Origin of the sequence: Pseudoxanthomonas daejeonensis, assembly GCF_010093205.1 — a bacterium.
Taxonomy (GTDB): Bacteria; Pseudomonadota; Gammaproteobacteria; order Xanthomonadales; family Xanthomonadaceae; genus Pseudoxanthomonas; species Pseudoxanthomonas daejeonensis.
The window spans coordinates 130,109-148,193 of the sequence record NZ_PDWN01000006.1 but is presented as its reverse complement, the minus strand read 5'-3'; the positions used below and the strand labels follow the sequence as shown (position 1 = coordinate 148,193).

The window sequence follows — 18,085 nt, the reverse complement described above, 5'->3', positions numbered from 1 at the left end:
AGTCCCGATGCGCAACGAGCCAGTGAACCGCGGCGCCGAACTTCCGGCGGCCCTGGCCGCGTTCCTGCGCGGTGCCGAGCGGCGGGCGTTCGTGTTCCTGTGGCTGCAGGGGGGCGACGCGGCGGCGGCCGAGCGGGCACTGGCCGCGGCGATCCGGGCTTTCCCCGGGCCGGCCGAACGGATGCCGATGGCCGAATGGCCGACCCGCTTCTGGAAACTGCTGCTGGCGCTGCCGCTGGAGGCCGGCGCGGGCGACTGGCCGCCGGCGCTGGCCTTCCTCGGTCCAATGCGCCCGTCGGTCCGGCGTGCACTGCTGCTACGCCAGGTCGCGGGCCTGGATGAAGCCACCGCCGCGGCGGTCCTCGGTACGCAGATGGCGGATTACCAGCAGGCGCTGGCCGAAGCCTGCCCGCGCGACGCGTCCGGCGGGCCGGATGCGGCCGGCTGGCGCCAGCAGGCCGAGGCCATCGCACAGGCCGGGCGCGAGCTCGATCCCGCCCAGCAGCAGCGCCTGTTGCAGCTGCGCGAATCGGCGCTGGCAGGACGGGCCATGCCCGCGCCGCCCCGACCGGTGGAACCCGCAGAGGACCGGCGCCCGGCCCGTGGGCCGGTGCGGTCCGGGCGTCGCCGGCGCGGGGGATGGATCGCGGCGGCCGTGGCTGCGGTTGTCCTCGCATCGGGCGCCGCCTGGTACGCCTGGTCGCCGACGTCGCCCGCGCCGTCGGCGAACGGCGACAATGGCGTGGCGCCGGTGGACGACCTGCGCGTGCATGACAACGAACCGGTCGTGGTCGAACCATTGCCCGAGGCCGACCCGCCCGCGCTGCCGCCGGACTGGCCGGCCGCGCTGGCCGAGCCGGTCCAGGATCCGGTGGTGGCAGGACTGCCATTGCTGTCGTGGTATGCGGCCGGCGCACCGGCGTCGCACATCGAGCGCGAAGGCGATGCGAGCGCAACCCCCATCGACGGCGACAGCGGCGAGCCTGCCGATGCGAACGTCACCGCCGCCGCGGCCGAGGCCTGGCAGCAGCTCGATGCGTTCGAGCAGGCGCGGGTGCGCGCCGCCGCCCTGGCATTGCAGGCGCTGGATCCCCCGGCGCGCGCCGCGTTGCGCACGCGCTTCGCTTCGCTCGATGCGATGGAGCGCAACGGCTGGATGCTGGGCCCGGCGTTGGGCGCGGACTACGCGGCCCTGCAGCCGCTGCTGGGTTTCGTCGGCGAGGGCGAGCGCGAACCGTTGCTGGCCGCGCTTCGTGCAATGACCCCGGAGCAGCGGCGCCAACTGGGCGACCTGTCCCGGCGCACGCCACCGGCCGAACGCGAGGCGTTGCGACGCGAACTGCTGGCGACGCCGCCACCGCAGCGCGGCGCCTGGCTGGAGGAGCGGGGCAGGCGGTAGAAGGCTGCCGGAGCGGCGCGGCGCGTCAGGTGCGCGCGAGGCTCACCAGGGCCAGGGCGACCGCTGTGAAGAAGAGCATCGTCGCGTAGGCGCTGCCGAGCACCATGAACTTCAGCGTCGTCAGCAGCCAGCCCTGCGCGTAAACGCGCTTCTGCATCAACAGCAGATAGGCGGGCATCCACAGCCACAACAGTGCCGATATCAATCCGGTGACCACCCCGGTCGCGGCCAGGTGGGGCGACAGGCCATGGTCCAGCGCCAGCAGCGCGAACTGCCCGAGCAGGGCCACGCAGAGGAAGGCATGGCTGTAGAGCGCCACCACCAGGTGCTCCAGGTACATGCGCCCGGTTCCCACGTAGAACAGCTTCAGCAGCAGCGCGAAGATCGGAACCAGCATGAACAGCACGGTGGGCACGCTGCCCATGAAGGCCGCCTTGAAGGGAGCCGGGTTCTGCAGGAAGCCTCGCCAGCCCTGCTCCAGACGCGAAGCCTGGTGCTCGAGCCAGGTGCCGGGTGGCGCATCGGTGGAGATCACGAGCGCATCCGAGGGAAGCACGTCGGCGCGCGCGGCGGGCGTGCCGCCCAGTTCGCGTATGCGCCGGTCGGCCTGCCGGCGGATGGTCCCGATGCCGTGATCGAAGCCGGCTCGAGCCGGTGCGAGCGTGGCCGGCAGTTCCGCCCGCGCCTGCTCGAGATTGGCGATCGTGCTGTCGCGGATCTTCTCCACTTCCGCGATCGAAGTGGCTTGCGACAGGGCTTCGTTCATGCCCGCGTTTTCCACGTCGATGGTCGGCGCGAAGGCGTCGCCGAAATCCACCAGCCTTCCGACGAAGAACGTCAGCACGCACAGGATCACGAACAGGCGCATCGGCGCCACGTAGGGCGCGCGCATGCCGGCGAGGTAGTCGCGCGCGAGTGCGCCGGGCGATAGCAGCCGCCGCATCGTGCGGAAGATCCGCCCGTCCAGGTGCCAGAACGATTCGAACACTTCCTCGACGGCATGCGTGAAGCTGCGCACCGGGCTGTGCGCGGCCTGCCCGCAGGCGTGGCAGAACGCACCCTGCAGCGGCGCGGCGCAGTTCTCGCAGGCGGCGGTAGGGTGGTCGCTCATGTGTCGTATGGATGTCCCCGTGCAGCGGGTAAGATAGCGGCCTGCCGGAGCCCGGTGCCAGTGCCCGAGGCACGACCGCAGCCCGCACTGTGCCCCCCATGACCGCTTCCGAAACGCGCCCGCTGGGCCGCGAACTGCGCGCCACCGCCACGCTCGCCCTGCCGCTGGTGCTGGGCCACGTGTCGACCGGCCTGATCAACTTCGTCGACAACGTCATCGCCGGACACCACGGCACGCGCACGCTCGCGTCGGTGACGGTCGGCACGGCGTTGCTGTGGCTGCCGATGATGGTGCCGATAGGCACGCTGATCGCGCTGACCGCCTCGGTGTCGCAGCTCGACGGGGCCGGTCGCAGGCACGAGATCGCGCCGCTGTTCCGCCAGGCGCTGTGGCTCGGCCTGGGTCTGGGCTTGCTGATGTTCGCGTTCCTGAGCGCAGTGCCGTTGGCGCTGGGGGCGTTCGGGATCGCCGCCGACATCATTCCCGGTGCGACCGCGTTCACCCACGCGGTGCGCTGGGGCGTGCCGGCGCTGACGCTGTTCTTCTGCATGCGCTACCTGAGCGAAGGCCTGCACTGGACGCTGCCGACGATGCTGCTTGGGTTCGGCGGCCTGGCCGTGCTGGCGCCGCTGGGCTACGTGCTGACCTTCGGCGTCGGGCCGCTGCCGGAAATGGGCGCGGCGGGGCTGGGCGTGGCCTCGGCCACGGTGATGTGGCTGCAGGCGCTGGGCTTTGCCGTGTACCTGTGGCGCTCGCGCAGGTTCGCGCCGCTGGGACTGTTCTCGCACCTGGAGCCGCCGCGCTGGAACCAGATCCGCGAGCTGCTCGCCACCGGCCTGCCGATCGGGGTGACCGTGCTGATGGAGGGTGGACTGTTCATCGTCACCGCGCTGCTGATCGCCCGGCTGGGCGAAATACCGGCCGCGGCGCACCAGATCGCGATCAACGTCTCGGCGCTGTGCTTCATGGTGCCGATGGGCCTGGCCGAGGCGACCACGGTGCGGGTGGGGCGTGCGCTGGGCGCCGGCGACCCGCTCGGCGTGCGCCGCGCCGCACAGGCCGGCTACGTGATCGTGCTGGCGACGCAGAGCCTGTCGGCGCTGGTGCTGCTGACCGGCCACGATGCGATCGTCGCCGTCTACACCCGCGACGTGGCCGTGGCCGCGATGGCTTCGACGCTGCTGCTGTACGCGGCCACCTTCCAGTTCCCCGACGGCATCCAGGTGATGTCGGCCGGCTCGCTGCGCGGCCTGCGCGACACCCGGGTGCCGATGTTCCTGGCGATGGCCGCCTACTGGGGCCTGGGCATGCCGCTGGGCGCCGGGCTGGGCCTGGGGCTGGGCTGGGGGCCGCAGGGCATGTGGACCGGATTGATCGTGGGCCTCACCGCAGCCGCGGTGCTGATGGGCTGGCGCCTGTCCTGGCGGTTGCGGCACCTGCCGCCGGCCGTGGAACCGGCTAAGCCTGTGGGCACCCTGACTTAAGGCGTATGAAAGGCTCTGGCGCAGCCGCTATCCTGCATGTCGTAACCCGTATCCCGCCTGCTGGAGCCGCTGTCCGATGAATCCGCCCCCCCTGCCGCGCTCCAATCCCGTCGGCCGTTTCTTCGTCGGCCTGTGGGACGTGATGAATTTCACCCGCCGGCTGATCCTCAACCTGCTGTTCTTCGGGTTGCTGTTCCTGATCCTGATCGGCTTCATCGCCGCGGTGGGCAAGGGAGGCGGCGTGCAGCCGCTGCAGGAGCGCACCACCCTGGTGATCGCGCCGGAAGGCCGCCTGGTCGAGCAGTTCACTGCCGATCCGGTGACCCGCGCCCTGGCCCGCGTACTGGGCGACCGCTCGGCCGAGGAAGTGCAGCTGCGCGACCTGCTGCGCGCGATCGAGGCGGCCAAGGACGACAAGCACGTCGAACGCGTGCTGCTGCAGCTGGACAAGCTGCAGCCATCGGGCATGGCTTCGATGCGCGAAGTCGCCGATGCGCTGCGCGAGCTGCGCGCCTCGGGCAAGCAGGTCGTCGCGTTCGGCGAGAACATCAGCCAGGGCCAGTACCTGCTCGCCGCGCAGGCCGACGAGGTCTACCTGGACCCGATGGGCAGCCTGATGCTCGAGGGCCTGGGCCGCTATCGCCAGTACTTCCGCACCGGCCTGCAGGACAAGCTGGGCGTGGACGTGCACCTGTTCCGCGTCGGCGAGTTCAAGTCCGCCGCCGAGCCGTACATCCTCGACGCGGCCTCGCCCGAGGCCAAGGAAGCGGACCTGTACTGGATGAACGACGTGTGGCAGCGCTACCTGGCCGACGTGGGCGCCGCGCGCAAGCTCGACCCGGCCCAGCTGGCCGCGCAGATCGACGCGCTGCCCGAGGGCATCGAAGCCGCCGGCGGCGACCTGGCCAAGTATGCGCAGTCGATGAAGCTCGTCGACGGGCTGAAGACGCGCGAGGAAATGGAGACGCTGCTGACCGAGCGCGGCGTGGCCGACGAGGATGGCGACCTGGGTTTCCGCAGTGTTTCCCTCGATGCCTACCTGGTGCAGCTGGATGGCAGGCGCCTGCCGGTGGACCGGCGTCCGCAGGTGGCGGTGGTCGTGGCCGAGGGCGAGATCAGCGGCGGCGACCAGCCGGCCGGGCGCATCGGTGGCGAGTCCACCGCCGCACTGCTGCGCCAGGCGCGCGAGGATGAAGAGATCAAGGCCGTCGTGCTGCGCGTGGACTCGCCCGGTGGCGAGGTGTTCGCCTCCGAGCAGATCCGCCGCGAGGTCGAACTGCTCAAGGCCGCGGGCAAGCCGGTGGTGGTGTCGATGGGCGACCTGGCCGCGTCCGGCGGTTACTGGATCAGCATGAACGCCGACCGGATCTACGCCGATGCGTCGACGATCACCGGTTCGATCGGAATCTTCGGCCTGATCCCCAATTTCACCCGCACCCTGGACAAGATCGGCGTGCACACCGACGGCGTGAGCACGACCCGCTTCGCCGGCGCGTTCGACGTGACCCGGCCGCTGGACCCGGAAGTGGGCCGCGTCATCCAGTCGGTGATCGACAAGGGTTATGCCGACTTCACCGGCAAGGTCGCGCAGGCGCGCGGCAAGCCGGTGGAAGAAGTCGATGCGGTCGCGCGCGGTCGCGTGTGGAGCGGCGCGCAGGCCAAGGAGCGCGGCCTGGTCGACGAACTGGGCGACCTGGGCGATGCGGTGGCCGATGCGGCCAAGCGCGCGGAGCTGGAGAAGGACAAGTTCCGCGTGACCTACATCGACAAGCCGGCCACGCCGTTCGCCCAATTCATGGCGGGCTTCGCCGGCAGCAGGATCGGTACGGCGATGCTGCAGGATTCGGGCATGGCCCGCGCCGCGCTGGCCCGGACCATGCCGGAAACCGAAGCGCAGCTGCGTTTCGTCGAGAACGCGATCAAGGACCGCAGCGGTGCACCGGTGAAGTCGCTGGCTTACTGCTTCTGCGGGTTGTAAGCCCGCTCACGGGGCGCGCTTTGCGCGTCCCGTTCCGGCGGGGCGCCGCGCGACTCCTGTTCGCGCCCGGGATCCACGCGCCGTAGAGCGGGGATCGCCCCGCTGGCCGTCTTCATTCGCGGGGAAAGCAGCCGGGCAAGCCCGGCTCGACACGGACCGGCGTCAGCCGCCTTCGGCCTCGTCGATCTGCGCCTGCTGCCTGTCGGCGGCTTCCTGCACGTTCTTCTCGACGGCACGCGCCTTGTCCTGCGGAGCCTGGATCGCATCGCGCAACTCGGTGTGCGCCTGGGCCTGCGGCTCGGGCGGTTGCTCGGTCGGCGGCGATTCGGGCCGGCACGCGGCCACTGCGGCCAGGCACAGCATCGGCAGGCAGGCGTGGCGCAGGATGCGCGGCAGGAAACGGACGGACTCGTTCATCGATGCGCTCCGCGGGAAGGCCCGGCGTTATCCTACGCCCATGCAGACGAACCGGTGGCGGCTGGACGGGCAACTGGCGCTGGTGACCGGCGCCAGCGCCGGCATTGGCCTTGCGATCGCGCGCGAGCTGGCCGCGCTGGGCGCGCACCTCCTGCTGGTCGCGCGCGAGGAGGACCCGCTGCAGGACATCCGCGACGAACTGGCCGACCGCCATCCCGCGCAGGACATCCTGGCCATGGCCGCCGACGTCGCCGATGACGAGGACCGCCGCGCGATCCTGGACTGGGTCGAGGACCAGGGCGAAGGCCTGCACATCCTGGTCAACAACGCCGGCGGCAACGTCACCAAGGCCGCGGTCGACTACACCGAGGACGAATGGCGCGGAATCTTCGAGACCAACCTGTTCGCGGCGTTCGAGCTTTCGCGCTACGCGCATCCGCTGCTCGCACGCCACGCGGCCTCGAGCATCGTCAATGTCGGCAGCGTGTCGGGCATCACCCACGTGCGCAGCGGCGTGGTCTACGGCATGAGCAAGGCGGCCTTGCACCAGATGACGCGCAACCTGGCCGCCGAATGGGCCGAGGATGGCATCCGGGTCAACGCGGTGGCGCCGTGGTACATCCGCACCCGGCGCACGTCCGAACCGCTGTCCGATCCGGACTACTACGAGGAAGTGGTGGGGCGCACGCCGATGCGGCGGATCGGCGAACCGGAGGAAGTGGCCGGCGCGGTCGCGTTCCTGTGCCTGCCGGCGGCCAGCTACGTCACCGGCGAATGCATCGCGGTGGACGGCGGGTTCCTGCGCTACGGGTTCTGAGTCGGAACAACCGGCGCGTTCGGCGCGATTGATCCTGGATCTACATGGCGGCCCCAGCATCCGATCCATCGAAAAGGGTCGATGCGACCGGGAGGCTGTCATGTGGAAGTGGGGCAAGCGCGTTCTGGTCGCGTTCCTGGGGCTGGTGATCGTCCTGGCGGCCGTGGGTGGCCTGTGGTGGCAGGCCCTGGACCTGGGCAGCCAGCCGCTGGCAGATCCCGGCAGCACCGCCGCCCAGTTGGACTTCCTGAAGTCGCCATCGCCGCCGCGCGGCAAGGTGCTCGCCGTGGTGACCAGCACCGCCAGCCTGGGCGACAGTGGCAAGCGTGGCGGTTACGAGCTGACCGAGCTGTCGCGGGCGTACTACACCTTCCTTGCCAACGGCTACGAGGTGGACATCGCCAGCCCGCAAGGCGGCGAGCCGCCGATGCGCACCGACGACGACATGGTCGCGGCCGACTACGCGTTCCTCAACGACCCGCAGGCGCGGCGCAAGCTCGCCACCACCCTGAAGCTGGCAGAGGTCGATTCGTCGAAGTACGCGGCGGTGTATTTCGTCGGCGGCAAGGGCACGATGTTCGATTTCCCCGACGACCCATCGATCCCGCACATCGTCCGCGATATCTACCGGTCGGGTGGCGTGGTCGGCGCGGTCTGCCACGGGCCGGCGGCGCTGCTGCAGGTCGTCCTGGATGATGGCACGCCTTTGCTGCGTGGTCGCCGCGCCACCGGATTCACCAATGCCGAGGAGCTGTTCCTGATCAAGGACGCGCGAACGGTGTTTCCGTTCCTGCTGCAGGAACGGATGCAGCAGGCCGGCGCACGCTTCGTCGAAGGCCCGATGTATCTGGAAAATACCGTGGTCGATGGCCGCCTGGTCACCGGCCAGAATCCGTGGTCCACGTGGTCGGTGGCCGAGGCGATGGTGCAGGGACTGGGGCATGCACCGGTCGCCCGCGCGCGCAGCGGCGAAGAGCTGTCCGTGCAGGTGCTGGACACCTACCGGCGCGAGGGCATCGATGCCGCGCTGCGACTCAGGCGGCAGCTGCCCGATGCGGACAGGCGGCTGTTGCTGATGCATGCGCTGGTCGCCGCCATGCAGGGCGGCGTGGTCGATGCCTGGCACCTGCAACGGCTTGCACGTGGATGACGGTCGTGCGGGCCCGCGGGACGCGCACGGAAGATCGTGCGCGAGCGCGGCTGGTTACACTGCCGATGGCGCCTGCGTGCGGCGCCAAGCGGCCATGGGCGAGGCGTGATGCAGACTGAAGGACGACCATTGCGGCTGCTGCTGGTGGAGGACGACGCCGACATCGCCGCCGGCATCGGCGACTACCTGGGCGTGCATGGCGTGGAGGTGGATTTCGCCTACACCGCCACGCAGGCGCGCTCGCACTTGCAGGAGCGCGCATTCGACCTGGTCGTGCTGGACGTCAACCTGCCCGGCGAGGATGGCCTGTCACTGTGCCGGTCGCTCAAGCACGAGTCCGGCTTGCGTTCGCCGGTGCTGTTCCTGACCGCACGCGGCGCGCTGGCCGACAAGCTGGTGGCCTTCGAGGCCGGTGCGGTGGATTACATGGTCAAGCCATTCGCGCCCGCGGAGCTGCTGGCGCGTGCGCGGGCGATCATCGCGCACGCGCCAGCCAGTGGCGGCGCGCAGTTGCGTGTGGGTGCGTACGTGCTGGAACTGCAGGGGCACCTGCTGGTCCGCGGCGACGTGTCGCTGCTCTTGCAGGCCACCGGTTTCGCGTTGTTGCGCCGTTTGATGGAGGCCAGTCCCGGCTGCGTGTCGCGCGAAGACCTCTGCTCGCTGCTCTGGGAAGACGGGCCACCCGGCAGCGATCCTCTGCGCATGCATGTCTACCAGCTGCGCCAGCAGCTCGCGCGCAGCTTCGGCCAGCCGCTGATCGATACGGTGCGAGGCGTGGGCTACCGCTTCGTCGCGGAGGCGGGCGATGGCGCGACGGCGTAGCCTGCAGCGTGCATTGGCGCGGCGCTGGATGGCGTTCGCAGCCGTGCTATCGCTTTCTTTCGCCGGCAGCGCTTTGTTGCTGCTGTTCCTGCTGGAGGACAGCTTCATCGACCGTCACCTGCGTGCGGTCAGCGCGACGGTCGTGGACGTGGCCGGTGCATCGGCCACCTTGCCGGCGAATTTCCAGGCCCTGCCCGGGCCGGCATTGCCGGAGGACATCGCCACGCGGATTTCCGGGAAGAAGCCCGGCACGGTCATCGAATTCCGCCGTGACGACGGACGCTACGTGCACGTGCTGTCGGCGCGGACGGCGACGGGGCAGCCATTCGCGCTGGTGTACGACGTGACCGGCGAGCTGACGGTCAATCCGCGGCTTCCCGGCGGGCTGGCGTACGCACTGGCATTGCTGGCGTTGTCGTTGCTGTGCGCCTATGTGCTGGCCTGGGCGTTCGTCACGCGCACGGTGCGGCGCGCACGCGCACTGCTGGGCGAGGTGCTGGCCAGTCCCGATCCGCGCAGCCTTGAAGCGCTCGCACAACGCGAACCCATCCGTGAATTCGGCGAGCTGTTGCACCTGCATGCCGGGGTCTGGCGCGAACAGCAGGCCGCGGTCGAACGTGAACGCGAAACCCTGGCGTTCCTGGCGCACGAACTGCGCACGCCACTGCAGTCGGCGCGCACCAGCCTGGCACTGCTGGACGAATCGCCGGCGCATGCCCCCGCACTGGCCAGGTTGCAGCGGGCGGTGGAGCGACTGACCCGTGCCAGCAATGCCATCCTCTGGCTGGCCAGCGATGCCGCGATTCCTGCTGGACGCACCTTGGCTGCGGCACACCTGGAGGCGCTGGTCGAGGAATTCCGTCCGCTTGCCCGTGCGCGGGGCCAGTCGATCGAACTGCGGCTGGTGCCCGGTCTGTCATGGGATGCGCCATGGGAGGCGGTCGAGGCCCTGCTCGCCAACCTGCTGCTCAACGCAATCCAGCATGGCGGCGAAGGCGTGATCGAAATCGATGCCGGAGTTGAAGCGTTGACCCTGCGTAATCCGGACGAGGCCGCAGCCTCGGCAGGCTTCGGGCTGGGGCTGCGGATCGTGCAGCGGCTGGCGGCCCGACTGGGCTGGCGCGTCGTGCTCCAGCAGCAGCAAGGCATGGCGTCCTGCGAGGTTCGCTGGCTTCCGGGCGTGGTTTCGAACTAGCCGCGATGGCCGGCCGGTGGCCGCGGTTGCCGTCAGCGCGGCCCGGCCCTGGCCTATCAGATGCGCACGATCAGGTGCGCAGTGCGCCTTCCGGTACTTCGATCTGCATCGCCAGCGCGAGGTGGTCGGAGAACGCGGCCGGGAACGCCTGCGAGCCCAGGCACTTCAGGTCGCCGCTGACCAGGATGTGGTCGATCGCGCGCTGCGGCTTCCAGCTCGGGAAGGTCGGCACCGCGCACTCGGGCGGACGCAAGGTGGTGTTGCGGTAGAGCACATCCATTTCCGGCTGGTCGGGCAGGCAGTTGAAGTCGCCCATCAGCACCGCGTTGGGATGGTCCTTCAATACTTCGGCGATGAACGACAGCTGCGCATGCCGCGACTTGGCGCCCAGCGACAGGTGCGCGACCGCCACGGTGAGGCCTTCGCGGTGGTCGCCGAAGTGGGCCAGCAGCACGCCGCGGCCCTTGATCCGGCCGGGGAGTGCGTGGTCGGTGGTCCGCACCGGTTCCAGCTTGCTGAGCAGGCCGTTGGCGCTGGAGGCCACGCCGCCCATGCTGCGGTTGGGCTGGTGGGTCCAGTAATGGAAGCCCGCGCGCTGGGCCAGGTAGTGGGTCTGGTTGGTGAAGCCCGAGCGCAGGCTGCCGGGGTCGCTTTCCTGCAGGCCGACGATGTCGTGGCCGCTGGCCAGCTGCGCGATCGCGTCCAGGCTGGTGCGCTTGCGCCCCGCCGGCAACGCGTGCGACCAGCTGCGGGTCACGTAGTCGCTGTAGCGGCGGGTGCTCGATCCGGCCTGGATGTTGGCGCTGAGCACGCGCAGCGTGCGCGTGCCGGCCGCCGCGTCGGCGGCAGCCGGCGATGCGCCGGGAACGGGTGCGGGCGTGGGGGAGCCCATGGCGGGGTGCAGCGGCGCGTCAGTCGGCGCCGCCACGCTCCTTGGCCACCAGCCATTCGACCGTGTTGAGCATCTTCTCGAAGCCCTGCGGGTCCACGTTCACCGTGTACTTGCCGTTGACCACCAGCGACGGGGTGCCTTCGATCCTGGCCTTCACCGCGAACTGCTTGGCGCGGTTGATCTTGGCGTCCACGCCGAAGCTGTTGTAGGTGTCGGCGAAGCGCTTGGCGTCCACGCCGTACTGGGCATAGAACGGCGCGATCTGCTCGGCGGTCACGTTGGCGTTCACCGGCAGGGAGCGCTGCACATGGACGGCGTTGAACATCGCGTCATGCGACTGGGCCAGCACGCCCAGCGCCTCGGCGGCGTAGAACGCGCGGGCATACGGCAGCCAGTAGCCGCCGAACGCCGCCGGCACCTGGGTTACCGCCACGTCGGCCGGCTGGCGCTGCTTCCACGCCTGCAGCACCGGCTCGAACTGCGCGCAGTGCGGGCAGGTGTAGCCGAACACTTCGGCGACCTCGATCTTGCCGGCGGCGGGCTGGAAGGCCTGGCCATTGGGGATCTCGACGTAGTCCACGCCGGCGACCGGGGCCGGGCCACTCGGAGCGGTCGGCGCCGGGGCGGGAGCAGCCGGAGCGTCGGCGGCCGGAGCAGCAGCTTCGGCCGGCGCCGGGGCCTGCTTGCCGGAGCAGGCGGTCAGGGCCAGCAGCAGGGTCAGGCTGACGAGGTGGCGCTTGGTCATGGTGGTCTCCTGGAGGATGAAGAGGATGGAGCAAGGGCCGTCAACGCCGGGTCGGCGCGGCGGCCAGCGGATCAGGGCTTGGCCGCGGCCTGGCGCTCGCGTGCCACCAGCCAGTCGGTGATGCGCAGCATGTCCTGGAAATCCTTGCCGAGGACGCGATAACGGCCGGCGACGACCACGCTGGGCGTGCCTTCCAGCTCCCAGGCGCGGGTCAGTGCCGCGGACTGCTGCAACTGCGCATCGACCTTCGGGTCGGCCATCGCTGCCAGGAAGCGCTCGGATGTCACGCCATAGCTGGCGTAGAACGTGGCCAGCTCCTGCGCGCTCGGATTGCGCGGCAAGTTCCCTCGCTCGTGGATCGCGGCGAAGACCGCGTCGTGCGTGCGCGCCAGCAGTCCGAGGTTGGAGGCGGCGAAGTAGGCCCGCGCCCAGGTGTCCCAGGGGCCGCCGAAGGCCGCCGGGACCGCGACGAAGTCCACGTCGCGCGGCAGCTTGGCCTTCCAGGGCTTGAGCAGCGGCTCCAGGTGCGCGCAGTGCGGGCACGAGTAGCCGAAGACCTCGGCCACCTCGATCCGGCCCGGCTTGGCCGCCCAGGGCTTGCCGCCGGCGATCTCGACATAGTCGCGCCCGGCCTGCGGGGTGGACGCGGCCTGTGCGGCGACCGGCCCGGCGGGGAGCCAGGCGACGGCGGCAAGCAGCAGTGCGGACAGGAACGCCTTCATCGATGGTGTCTCCCGGGTGGGGCCGGTCGCCTTGGCATCCGGCGGAAAAAACGACGCCGGCCATGGGGCCGGCGCAAATATGGAGAGAGGGACCGCGTGGGTCAGACCGCGCCGGCGCCGCAAAGTTTCACGAGCGCGGTTCGGCGCTGGCGACCTCGGCGTCATCGGCATGGTCGTGCAGGCCCTGCAGGTAGCTGGCCAGGGCGCCGATCTCCTGCTCGGTGAGCTTGCCGGCGACCTTGGCCATGATGTGGAACGAAGCCGGGTCGCGTTCGCTGGTCGTGCCCGCCTTGTACTCGGTCAGGCGCTGGACGGTGTAGTCCGACATCTGCCCGGCGATGTGCGGGTACGGCGGTCCCGGGTTGCCGGTACCGGTCGGGCCGTGGCAGGCCGAGCAGGCCGGGATGCCGCGTTCGGCGTCGCCGGCGCGGAACAGCCGCTGGCCGATCTCGAAGTACTTCAGGCCTTCGTACGGGCCGTCCGCGACCACGGTGTCGTCGGCCACGCCGGCGCCGGACTTCTGGCTGGCGAAGAAGGCGCCGACATCGCGCATGTCCTGCGGGCTCAGCGCCTGGGCGAACGGCGCCATCACCGCGGCCATGCCGCTGTGGCGCTCGCCGCTGGCGAACAGGGCCAGCTGCTTGGCGATGAAGCGCTCGCTCTGGCCGGCGATGCGCGGGTAGACCGGGATGGCCGGGTTGCCGTCGGCGCCGTGGCAGGCCGCGCAGGCGGCGGCCTTGCCGGCGCCGGCTTCGGCATCGCCCCAATGGGTCTTGCTCAGGTCGACTTCGAGCGGGGCGGACTGCACGGGCGCGTTGTCCGGGACCGGCACCACCGTGGTCTGTGCGGCATAGGCGGCGACGGCGGTGACCGCGAGGGCCAGTCCGGCAAGGGTGAAAACGCGAGCGTGGCGCATGGGCTAGAGCTCCGGAGACCCGATCAAAGGCGGTCACGCCAGTGGAATGGCGGCCGCGAAACGTCCGGATTATCCCTGTCGCGGGGCGCGACGGTCAACGAAACAACCCGCCGCGGCCGGTCGCGGCAACGCCAGGCCCGTGCCGTGCGATCCTATGCCCATGTCCAATCCACTCGAAAAGGCCCACTACCTGGGCTCGGCGCACACGCTTGCGCAGTTGCCGGCCGACGGCGGCCACGAGGTCGCCTTCGCCGGCCGGTCCAACGCCGGCAAGTCCAGCGCGCTCAACGCGCTGACCCGGCAGAACGCCCTGGCCCGCGTCTCCAAGACCCCCGGCCGGACCCAGCAGCTGGTGTTCTTCGAGGTCGTGCCGCAGCGCTACCTGGTCGATCTGCCCGGTTACGGCTACGCCAAGGTGCCGATGGAACTGCGGGCGCACTGGCAGGGCTTCATCGACAAGTATTTCCGCCAGCGAGAGGCCCTGCGTGGCCTGGTGGTGGTGATGGACATCCGCCATCCGCTCAAGGACTACGACCGGCAGATGCTCACCTACGCGGTGACCCGCGGCCTCCCGGCGCATGCCTTGCTGACCAAGGCCGACAAGCTCGGTCGCGGCCAGCAGGCGCAGGCCTTGCAGGCGGTGCGCAAGGAACTGGCATCGGCCTTCGGCGAAAGCAGCGTCGGCGTGCAGACCTTCTCGGGCGAGAGCAAGCAGGGCGTCGACGAAGCGCGCGCCGTGGTCAACGGCTGGCTCGAGCTGGCCTAGCGCGGCCCGTCTCCGGCGGGGCTTCCCGGCGACGCTTCCCGCGGGGTCGTCAGACCGCCACGTGGAACAGGCCGCCGATCGCGTGCGAGGCGGCCATCGCCAGCGCGCCCCAGAAGCCGACCCGCAATGCCCCGCGCAGCACCGGGGCACCGCCCAGCCACGCCGCCGCGCCACCGGACAGCAGCAGTCCGGCGAGGGTGACGACCGTGGTGGCCAGGGTCACCCGCTCGAGCGGCGCCAGTAGTGCCGCACCGATCGGCAGCGCCGCACCGACGGCGAATGCCGCGGCCGAGGACAATGCGGCCTGCAACGGGCGGGCGCGCAGGGATTCGGTGATGCCGAGTTCGTCGCGGGCATGGGCGGCCAGGGCGTCATGTGCGGTGAGTTCGTCGGCGACCTGGCGGGCCAGTGCAGGCGACAGTCCGCGCTGAACGTAGATATGGGCCAGCTCTTCCTGTTCGAGCCGTGGCTCGCTCGCCAGTTCCTGGCGCTCGATCGCCAGGTCGGCCGCTTCGGTATCGGCCTGCGATTGCACCGAAACGTATTCGCCGGCGGCCATCGACATCGCACCGGCGACCACCGCGGCCACGCCGGTGGCCAGGACCACCTGCGCGCTGGCGCCACTGGCGGCCACGCCCACGACCACGCCGGCCACCGAGACGATGCCGTCGTTGGCGCCGAGTACGGCTGCGCGCAACCAGCCCACGCGCTGGGTGCGGTGGCGCTCGGCATGGCGGCGGGAAGGTGCGTGGCTGCGCGGCATTGCGGCAGGGTAACCCGGTGGCGGCACCGGGAGCCATCGGCGCGCGTGCACGGAACACTCAAACCCCGTGCCGGGACACCGGCGGGAGGGGGCCACAGGCTATAGTGCGCCCCTTGCGAGGCCGGCCGGCAGGCCCCATCCATCGCAGCCCGTCCGTCCCGTGCGAGCCGCCCTTGTCGAGCCCCAGCCACGTCGCCGATACCCCGATCACCCAGCGCAACCAGCTGGTCGATTACATCGCGTCGGGGGAGAAGCCCAAGGGCGACTGGCGCATCGGCACCGAGCACGAGAAATTCGGCTTCCGCCTGGATGACCTGCGCCCGCCGACGTTCGATGGTGATCGCGGCATCGAAGCGCTGCTCACCGGACTGACCCGCTTCGGTTGGACGCCCGTGCAGGAGAGCGTCGACGGGCTGCCGCCGCGCACGATCGCGCTGCTGCGCGATAGCGCATCGGTCACCCTGGAGCCGGCCGGCCAGCTGGAACTTTCCGGCGCGCCGCTCGAAGACATCCACCAGACCTGCGTGGAACTGGGCACCCACCTCAACGAGGTGCGCCAGGTCTCCGACGAGTTGCAGCTGGGCTTCCTCGGCATGGGTTTCCAGCCCAAGTGGCGCCGCGACGAGATGCCGTGGATGCCCAAGGGCCGCTACCGGATCATGCGCGACTACATGCCCAGGGTCGGCTCGCTCGGCCTGGACATGATGACGCGCACCTGCACGGTGCAGGTCAACCTGGACTACGCCTCCGAAGCGGACATGGTGAAGAAGTTCCGCGTGTCGCTGGCTTTGCAGCCGGTGGCGACCGCGCTGTTCGCCGACTCGCCGTTCACCGAAGGCAGGCCCAACGGCTACCTCAGCTACCGCTCGCACATCTGGACCGACACCGATCCGGACCGCACCGGCATGCTCGATTTCGTGTTCGAGGACGGCTTCGGTTACGAGCGCTACGTCGATTACCTGCTCGACGTGCCGATGTACTTCTCCTACCGCGATGGCGTCTACGTCGATGCCTCCGGCAAGTCGTTCCGGAAATTCCTCAAGGGCGAACTCGACGTGCTGCCCGGGGCGCTGCCCACGCTGCGCGACTGGTCCGACCACATGACCACCGCCTTCCCCGAGGTGCGGCTGAAGAAGTTCCTGGAAATGCGCGGCGCCGATGGCGGTCCGTGGAACCGGCTGTGCGCGTTGCCGGCCTTCTGGGTCGGCCTGCTGTACGACGACACGGCGCTGGATGCGGCCTGGGACCTGGTCAAGGACTTCACCACCGCCGAGCGCCATGCGCTGCGCGATGGCGTGCCGGAGCGCGCGCTGAAGCTGCCGACACGGATTGGCAACGTCCGCGGCGCCAGCGTGCGTGAGCTCGCGGTCGAAGCGCTGAAGATCTCCAGCGCCGGCCTGCGTCGCCGCGCGGCGCGCAATGGGGACGGGATCGATGAAACGCGCTTCCTCGATCCGCTGATCGAGATCGCCGAGAGCGGCCAGACCGCGGCCGAGCGCAAGCTCGAGCTGTTCAACGGCGCGTGGAACGGCGACATCGACCGGATCTTCGGCGAGTTCGCCTACTGAATTGCGGCGATGGCCGTTGCCGGCCATCGCATGGCCGGGCTCAGAGGTTGCGCAGCAGGCCCTTCAGCAGCTTCTTGGTTGCGCCTTCCTCGGGCTTCTTCTGCCCCGGGTCCTGCGGCGATGCCGCGTCGCCTGCGTCCATGCCCTCCATGCCCGACAGGTCCATGCCCAGCAGTGCGCCGGCGGTGGACTTGGTGCGGACGCGCACGTTCCATTCCGGATCCCAGGGCTGCTTCGGATCGGCCGGCTTCGGCGGCCAGGTGATGTGGGTCTCCGGGCCGTAGGCGATCATGCTCAGGATGCCCGGGCTGGCCTGGCCCGTGCTGGCGTCGGCGAAGATCCCCTTCGGTATCGCGCACGACGTGGTGGACGGTGGCAGCAGCACTTTTTCCTTGAGCCAGCGGTCGACCTGTCCACCGGTGAGGAAATCGACCACGCCCTGGCCGGCATCGGGGACTTCGGCGCTGCTCCAGATCACGATGGTCTTGTCCTGCATGCTGAGCCCGTGCAGGAAATACGCCTTGGCCCGGTCCACCGGTTGCCAGCCCAGGGTCATGCCGGACGCGAGCTGGCCGGACTGGGTCAGGGCGATCTTCGGCATGAAATCGGCGGCCTGCTGCAGCTCGAACGTGAGCGATTCGGGCACGCCCGGGCCGGTGATGCGGTGCTGGCCCACCAGCGACGCGTTGGCCGGTGCGCGGTTTTGCGTCTTCGGGTTCGGCCACAACACGTAGGACGGATCCGGATCGATGCCGCGATCGGGCGCATAGCGGCCCTGCATGGGATCGCCGCTCATTTCGAACTTCCCGTCCTTGGCGCGCATGTGCACCTCGCGTGGCTGGCCGGCACGCACCTCGCTGCCGCAGCCCCAGTAGTACTTGAGGTGGATCTCGCCTTCGGGCACGCCCGATGTTCCGCCCGCCTCGCGCCCGCGGCTGGCCACCGGCGGCAACAGCGGCAGTGATGCGCCCAGGCCCAGCCCGGCCGGCACCTGCTGCTCGGCATCCTTGCCCGGCGCCAGGCTGTTGCGCATGGCGATGTCGAAGAACTTGCCGGTGAACACCGGATGGCGCGCGTCGGGATAGCCGATCGTGCCCTGTGAGCCACCCATCATCTTCGCGGCGATCCCGCCCATGCCGCCCATCATCTGGCCCATGTCGGGCATGCCGGCCTGGTTGTGGGTGGCCACGTCGATCCAGACCTGGGTTTCCGGCCCGGCGGATGGCGCACTGCTGGCGGGCAGGGCGACGAGCAGGGTGGCGACGAGGGAGAGGCTCAGCGGATGGCGGGTGGTGTTCATGGCGGTATCGGCTCGGCAGTGGTCTGGGTATGCATGGGGA

The 18,085-nt window shown here is 70.1% G+C and carries 17 protein-coding genes; 9 read left to right on the top strand and 8 right to left on the bottom strand.

The window, feature by feature from the left end; translation table 11 throughout:
* Window positions 1-7 precede the first annotated feature (7 nt).
* The gene (locus CSC65_RS16190; RefSeq protein ID WP_238390315.1) at window positions 8-1,399 is read left to right on the top strand and encodes a hypothetical protein; all 1,392 of its coding nucleotides are present in this window, start codon (window positions 8-10) and stop codon (window positions 1,397-1,399) included.
* Between the two features lie 25 nt (window positions 1,400-1,424).
* Here the strand turns inward: CSC65_RS16190 and CSC65_RS07870 are convergent, their stop codons facing one another.
* Window positions 1,425-2,510, bottom strand: coding sequence for a DUF3667 domain-containing protein (locus CSC65_RS07870; RefSeq protein ID WP_162410007.1), 1,086 nt, complete (start codon window positions 2,508-2,510; stop codon window positions 1,425-1,427).
* A gap of 98 nt (window positions 2,511-2,608) precedes the next feature.
* On the opposite strand from CSC65_RS07870, the gene CSC65_RS07865 reads away from it, so the two are divergent.
* Both CSC65_RS07865 and sppA read left to right on the top strand, forming a co-directional pair.
* A complete protein-coding gene (locus CSC65_RS07865; RefSeq protein ID WP_162410006.1) occupies window positions 2,609-3,994 on the top strand; it encodes an MATE family efflux transporter in 1,386 nt (461 codons plus the stop codon).
* 76 nt (window positions 3,995-4,070) lie between these two features.
* Entirely contained in the window at window positions 4,071-5,972 is a 1,902-nt protein-coding gene (gene sppA / locus CSC65_RS07860) for a signal peptide peptidase SppA (RefSeq protein WP_162410005.1), read from the top strand.
* Window positions 5,973-6,134: 162 nt separating this feature from the next.
* On the opposite strand, the gene CSC65_RS07855 is transcribed toward sppA, so the two are convergent.
* Window positions 6,135-6,389 (bottom strand): hypothetical protein, encoded by a 255-nt coding sequence (locus CSC65_RS07855; RefSeq protein ID WP_425501325.1) that lies wholly within the window; start codon window positions 6,387-6,389, stop codon window positions 6,135-6,137.
* A gap of 40 nt (window positions 6,390-6,429) precedes the next feature.
* On the opposite strand from CSC65_RS07855, the gene CSC65_RS07850 reads away from it, so the two are divergent.
* The 4 genes from CSC65_RS07850 to CSC65_RS07835 all read left to right on the top strand — a co-directional run bounded on the left by CSC65_RS07850 (window position 6,430) and on the right by CSC65_RS07835 (window position 10,373).
* Window positions 6,430-7,206, top strand: a complete 777-nt coding sequence (locus CSC65_RS07850; RefSeq protein WP_162410004.1) for an SDR family oxidoreductase — start codon at window positions 6,430-6,432, stop codon at window positions 7,204-7,206.
* Between the two features lie 100 nt (window positions 7,207-7,306).
* On the top strand, window positions 7,307-8,356 hold the full coding sequence (locus tag CSC65_RS07845; protein WP_162410003.1) for a type 1 glutamine amidotransferase domain-containing protein: 1,050 nt from the start codon (window positions 7,307-7,309) through the stop codon (window positions 8,354-8,356).
* 108 nt (window positions 8,357-8,464) lie between these two features.
* On the top strand, window positions 8,465-9,178 hold the full coding sequence (locus CSC65_RS07840; RefSeq protein ID WP_162410002.1) for a response regulator transcription factor: 714 nt from the start codon (window positions 8,465-8,467) through the stop codon (window positions 9,176-9,178).
* On the top strand, window positions 9,162-10,373 hold the full coding sequence (locus CSC65_RS07835; RefSeq protein WP_162410001.1) for a sensor histidine kinase: 1,212 nt from the start codon (window positions 9,162-9,164) through the stop codon (window positions 10,371-10,373). Before CSC65_RS07840 ends, CSC65_RS07835 begins: the two co-directional genes overlap by 17 nt.
* A gap of 70 nt (window positions 10,374-10,443) precedes the next feature.
* Here CSC65_RS07835 and CSC65_RS07830 read toward each other — a convergent pair whose 3' ends face one another.
* From CSC65_RS07830 to CSC65_RS07815, 4 genes are all read right to left on the bottom strand, one after another.
* Complete coding sequence (locus tag CSC65_RS07830) at window positions 10,444-11,184, bottom strand: endonuclease/exonuclease/phosphatase family protein (protein WP_238390322.1); 741 nt, start codon at window positions 11,182-11,184, stop codon at window positions 10,444-10,446.
* 100 nt (window positions 11,185-11,284) lie between these two features.
* The gene (locus CSC65_RS07825; protein ID WP_162409999.1) at window positions 11,285-12,010 is read right to left on the bottom strand and encodes a thiol:disulfide interchange protein DsbA/DsbL; all 726 of its coding nucleotides are present in this window, start codon (window positions 12,008-12,010) and stop codon (window positions 11,285-11,287) included.
* Between the two features lie 71 nt (window positions 12,011-12,081).
* Window positions 12,082-12,732 (bottom strand): thiol:disulfide interchange protein DsbA/DsbL, encoded by a 651-nt coding sequence (locus CSC65_RS07820; RefSeq protein WP_162409998.1) that lies wholly within the window; start codon window positions 12,730-12,732, stop codon window positions 12,082-12,084.
* 127 nt (window positions 12,733-12,859) lie between these two features.
* The gene (locus tag CSC65_RS07815; protein ID WP_162409997.1) at window positions 12,860-13,648 is read right to left on the bottom strand and encodes a c-type cytochrome; all 789 of its coding nucleotides are present in this window, start codon (window positions 13,646-13,648) and stop codon (window positions 12,860-12,862) included.
* 160 nt (window positions 13,649-13,808) lie between these two features.
* On the opposite strand from CSC65_RS07815, the gene yihA reads away from it, so the two are divergent.
* The gene (gene yihA, locus CSC65_RS07810) at window positions 13,809-14,414 is read left to right on the top strand and encodes a ribosome biogenesis GTP-binding protein YihA/YsxC (protein WP_162409996.1); all 606 of its coding nucleotides are present in this window, start codon (window positions 13,809-13,811) and stop codon (window positions 14,412-14,414) included.
* A 49-nt stretch (window positions 14,415-14,463) separates the two neighbouring features.
* On the opposite strand, the gene CSC65_RS07805 is transcribed toward yihA, so the two are convergent.
* Window positions 14,464-15,177 (bottom strand): VIT1/CCC1 transporter family protein, encoded by a 714-nt coding sequence (locus CSC65_RS07805; RefSeq protein ID WP_162409995.1) that lies wholly within the window; start codon window positions 15,175-15,177, stop codon window positions 14,464-14,466.
* A gap of 173 nt (window positions 15,178-15,350) precedes the next feature.
* On the opposite strand from CSC65_RS07805, the gene CSC65_RS07800 reads away from it, so the two are divergent.
* Complete coding sequence (locus CSC65_RS07800) at window positions 15,351-16,745, top strand: glutamate--cysteine ligase (protein ID WP_162409994.1); 1,395 nt, start codon at window positions 15,351-15,353, stop codon at window positions 16,743-16,745.
* 40 nt (window positions 16,746-16,785) lie between these two features.
* On the opposite strand, the gene CSC65_RS07795 is transcribed toward CSC65_RS07800, so the two are convergent.
* Window positions 16,786-18,045, bottom strand: a complete 1,260-nt coding sequence (locus CSC65_RS07795; protein ID WP_162409993.1) for a hypothetical protein — start codon at window positions 18,043-18,045, stop codon at window positions 16,786-16,788.
* Window positions 18,046-18,085 lie beyond the last annotated feature (40 nt).